The sequence below is a fragment of the Enterococcus sp. RTP21361st1_A6_RTP21361_211029 genome, assembly GCF_040910045.1.
Classification (GTDB): domain Bacteria; phylum Bacillota; class Bacilli; order Lactobacillales; family Enterococcaceae; genus Enterococcus_D; species Enterococcus_D gallinarum.
This window is the reverse complement of record NZ_JBDGBK010000140.1, coordinates 1-4655: the sequence shown is the minus strand read 5'-3', so window position 1 is coordinate 4655 and position 4655 is coordinate 1. Positions and strand designations below refer to the sequence as shown.

The following is a 4655-nucleotide window of genomic DNA, read 5'->3' as shown; positions in this document are numbered from 1 at the left end:
GATAAAAGATTTCCATACCGACTTTGACGAATAATTTTTCTGTTTTAGGAAATTTCTCTAAAAAAAGCTCAATTTCTTTTTTGCTTGGAAAATCCAAAGCAATAATTGGTCGTTCAATCATCTTAATGCCCCTCTCTTACTTCCTTGATCAACTGTGCCAAAGATTCGATACCTAATTCTGCCATTCGTACAGGCAATTCTTCGATCAACTTGGGACAAATATAAGGATCAGTAAAATTTGCGGTACCAACTGCTACCGCACTCGCTCCAGCTAAATACATTTCTAACACATCATCAACCGTCATCACACCGCCCATGCCAATGATTGGCAACAAAGAAACTTGTGCCACTTGTTTGATCAAACGAATCGCGACTGGCTTGATGGCTGGGCCTGAGAGCCCCCCGGTCTGGTTGGCCAAAATAGGACGTCGTGTCTTCAAATCAATGCGCATACCCAATAACGTATTGATCATCGTGAAACCATCGGCACCCCCCGCCTCGATTGCTTTTGCAATGGGTACGATATCGGTGACATTTGGCGATAGTTTGACATAGATTGGCACTTGCGAAACTGCTTTGACCGCTTGGGTCAGTTCTTTCGCCACTTGAGGATCGGTACCAAAAGTAATACCACCATGTTTGACGTTTGGGCAGGAAACATTTAATTCAATGGCTTTTACATTCGGCGCTTGACTGATTTTTTGACAGACAGTGACATAATCTTCTTGAGTGGAACCAGCCACGTTTGCGATGATCGGCAGATCTGGATGCTTTTGCGCTAACTCTGGCAAAATGTCTTCCATGACTACTCGAAGGCCAGGATTTTGTAAGCCAATCGCATTCAACATGCCGCTTGGTGTTTCAGCCACTCGCGGTGTTGGATTGCCAAAGCGTGCTTCTGGGGTCGTGGCTTTGATCATGACGGCACCGAGCTGACTGATATCATAATACTTGTTGTATTCTGCGCCAAAACCAAAACAGCCACTAGCCGGCATTATGGGGTTTTTGAGAGACAACCCCGGTAATTCAACAGCTAAAACCACTTAAATAACCACCTTTCCAGCTTGAAAAACAGGGCCTTCGTCACAGACTTTGACACTTTTGGTCCCTGTTGGATCATCGGCTTTATGACAAACACAAGCATAGCAAGCACCGATCCCGCAAGCCATGCGAGATTCCAATGAAAGTTGCACATTCGGACAGTCTTGGAAAAGTTGTTCAACCGTTTTTAACAACCCATTGTTGCCGCAGGCAAAAACAGCCGCAGGTTTGCTATCGGCTGCTAACAATAGATTACCGACATTCCCTTGAACGCCATAGGTGCCATCATCCGTTGCGATTCGTGTATCCCCTAGAGCTTGAAACGCCTTTTCGTAATACATGACTTCCGAACTAGCAAATCCCAAAAAATGAATCGTCCGTACACCTTTTGCGACTAATTGTTTAGAAAGTTCGTAGAGTGGCGGAACTCCGATACCACCACCTACGATAAAAACAGTCTCATCTTTTTGTAAATCTTCGATATGAAAGCCATTCCCTAGAGGGCCTAAAACATCCAGTTGATCCCCGCTTTGCAGATGGGCGAACCGCTTGGTCCCCTCCCCTTCTATCCGATAAATGATGCGACAACTTTGGCTTTCTTGATCGATCCAGCTAATACTGATTGGTCGTCTTAAGAGAAAGGCATCATCCGGCACTCGAATATGCAGAAATTGTCCCGGTGTGGTCATTTCTTGAACGAGAGCACCAGAGAGAGTCATCTCGTAGATTCGCGGTGCGAGCATTCGCTGTTTTGTAATGGTCATTCGTTCTTGTTTCATGAGCTGTTTTCCTTTCTGACTGCTAGATTGCTTTCGTTGAAAAACCTCTTGATTCCATTACTTGAAGAATGGCATCAGCGGTGTCTAACGAGGTGAAGAGCGGCACCCCATGCTCGACTGCTTCCCGGCGAATAATAAATCCGTCTTCAGTGGCTTTTTGCCGATTTTTGTCCATTGTATTGATCACCACTTGGGTCACGCCTTTTCTGATGAGATCAACGACAGTTTCATCTTCTGTTTCCGAGATTTTCGCTACCCGGGTGACTGGCAAGCCATAGCCTTCAAAGTAATCGGCTGTTCCTTTTGTCGCTAAGATCGAGAAGCCGATTTCGAAAAAGCGCGCAGCCAACACGGCGGCCTCTGCTTTGCTTTCATCCGCTACGGTAAAAAGAACTTTCCCGAATTCCGGAATATGCAAACCAGCTGCTTCAAAAGCTTTATATAAAGCTTTTTCTAAGTTTTTGTCTGAACCCATGACTTCACCGGTTGATTTCATTTCCGGACCTAAGTAAGTATCGACTTTTTGTAACTTGGTGAAAGAAAAGACCGGTGCTTTGATATGAACTTCGTTTGGTGTTGGATAAAGGCCATCACGGTAGCCCAGATCCGCCAATTTTTCTCCTAAAATCGCTTTTGTCGCGATCTGTGCCATAGGAATCTCTGTGACCTTGCTCAAAAATGGAACGGTTCGGCTGGCCCGAGGATTGACTTCAATGACGTAAACTTTTTCCTCGTGGATAACAAATTGAATATTCATCATTCCAACACAATTCAATCCCAATGCTAACCGTTTCGTATAGTCTTCGATGGTGGCAATCGTTGCTTCAGAAAGGTTTTGCGGTGGATAGACTGCCATCGAGTCACCTGAGTGGACCCCTGCTCGTTCGATATGTTCCATGATCCCCGGAATCAGAACCGTCGTGCCATCACAAATTGCGTCAACTTCACATTCTTTCCCTACTAAGTACCGATCGACTAAAACAGGATGTTCGGGAGAAGCTTTTACTGCATGCTTCATATAATCTTCCAGATCCGCTTGGTTTTCAACGATTTCCATTGCCCGACCACCTAAGACATAACTCGGACGAACAAGGACCGGATAACCGATGCGATTAGCGATCGCCACTGCTTCCGTGGTATTTGTAGCAGTATCTCCTGGGGGTTGCGGAATAGCTAATGCCTGTAACGCTTGTTCAAAGAGATCACGGTTTTCAGCACGATCGAGGTCTTCGATACTCGTACCTAAGATGCTGACTCCTGCGGCAACTAATGGCTCCGCCAAATTGATCGCTGTTTGACCGCCAAATTGAACAATGACCCCAATTGGTTGTTCCAGTTCGATCACATGCAAGACGTCTTCTAGTGTCAATGGCTCAAAATACAATTTATCGGAAATCGAGAAGTCTGTCGAAACGGTTTCCGGATTGCTGTTCATAATAATGGCTTCATAGCCCGCAGCCTGAATTGCTTTGACCGAGTGTACTGTTGCATAATCGAATTCCACACCTTGACCGATGCGGATCGGCCCAGAACCTAAGACTAAAACAGATTCTTTTTCACTGCGAACACTCTCGTTCTCAAACTCATACGTACTATAAAAGTAAGGCGTTGCCGACTCAAACTCGGCAGCACAAGTGTCTACCATTTTGTAGACGGGAAGCAACTGATTTTCCTTACGGATGTCTCGAATCTCTTGTTCTGTCATCTGCCATAACTCAGCAATTTTTTTATCGGTAAAGCCGTTTTGCTTCGCTCGTTTTAATGTTGTAAAATCTTGGCTGTTGGCAGCAAGTTCTTGTTCGATTTCATAGATGTGCAGCATTTTATCCAAGAAGAAAAGATCGATTTTAGTCATTTCGTTCAATTCTTCAATGGCATAGCCGCGGCGAATGGCTTCCATGACATAAAATAAGCGATCATCTTGCGCTTTGATCACCTTATCGATCAAGTCATTGTCTGAAAGCTGTTCTAATTCTTTCATTTCAATATGATGTGTGCCGATCTCCAATGAACGCACAGCCTTCAGCAAAGATTCCTCGATATTCCGACCGATAGCCATCACTTCACCGGTTGCTTTCATCTGTGTACCTAAACGGCGTTCGCCGGACTCAAATTTGTCAAAGGGCCAACGAGGGATTTTGGCTACCACGTAATCCAATGCCGGTTCAAACTCGGCATAAGTTGTTTCTGTGACAGGGTTTTTCATTTCATCTAATGTCAACCCAACAGCAATCTTTGCTGCTAGCTTCGCAATCGGATAGCCAGTTGCTTTACTTGCTAAAGCAGACGAACGGGAAACCCGGGGATTGACTTCGATCACATAGTAATTAAAGCTGTGGGGATCAAGCGCTAATTGAACATTACAACCGCCCTCGATTTTCAATGCGCGAATGATTTTTAGAGAAGCATCACGCAACATTTGGTACTCATGATCGGAGAGTGTTTGACTCGGTGCAAAAACGATCGAATCACCTGTATGGATCCCGACAGGATCAAAGTTTTCCATGTTACAGACAACGATCGCATTATCGGCTGAATCCCGCATGACTTCATATTCGATTTCCTTATAGCCGGCAATACTGCGTTCGATCAGACATTGCGTCACTGGTGACAGTTTTAGACCATTCTCAGCAATCACTCGCAATTCCTCTTCATTATTACACATACCGCCTCCAGTACCGCCAAGGGTAAAGGCTGGACGAACGATGATTGGATACCCAATCTTAGTTGCAAAAGTAACTGCTTCTTCCACTGTTGAAACGATCTCCGATTCAGGAATCGGTTGATTTAACTCTTCCATTAATTGCTTGAATAGATCACGGTCTTCTGCTTGAT

Annotated in this window: 2 protein-coding genes and 2 pseudogenes; all 4 read right to left on the bottom strand. The window is 44.9% G+C overall.

Features of this window, described 5'->3' with window-relative positions; all coding sequences use genetic code 11:
* A pseudogene (locus tag AB5Z52_RS15955) lies at nucleotides 1–121 on the bottom strand (orotidine-5'-phosphate decarboxylase); the annotation flags it as partial.
* Between the two features lies 1 nt (nucleotide 122).
* Nucleotides 123–1043, bottom strand: a complete 921-nt coding sequence (locus tag AB5Z52_RS15950) for a dihydroorotate dehydrogenase (RefSeq protein WP_041120099.1) — start codon at nucleotides 1041–1043, stop codon at nucleotides 123–125.
* Nucleotides 1044–1832, bottom strand: a pseudogene (locus AB5Z52_RS15945) (dihydroorotate dehydrogenase electron transfer subunit); the annotation flags it as partial.
* Nucleotides 1833–1842: 10 nt separating this feature from the next.
* Nucleotides 1843–4655 (bottom strand): carbamoyl-phosphate synthase large subunit (carB, locus tag AB5Z52_RS15940; RefSeq protein WP_368267007.1); only part of this gene is annotated, 2813 nt, incomplete at its 5' end.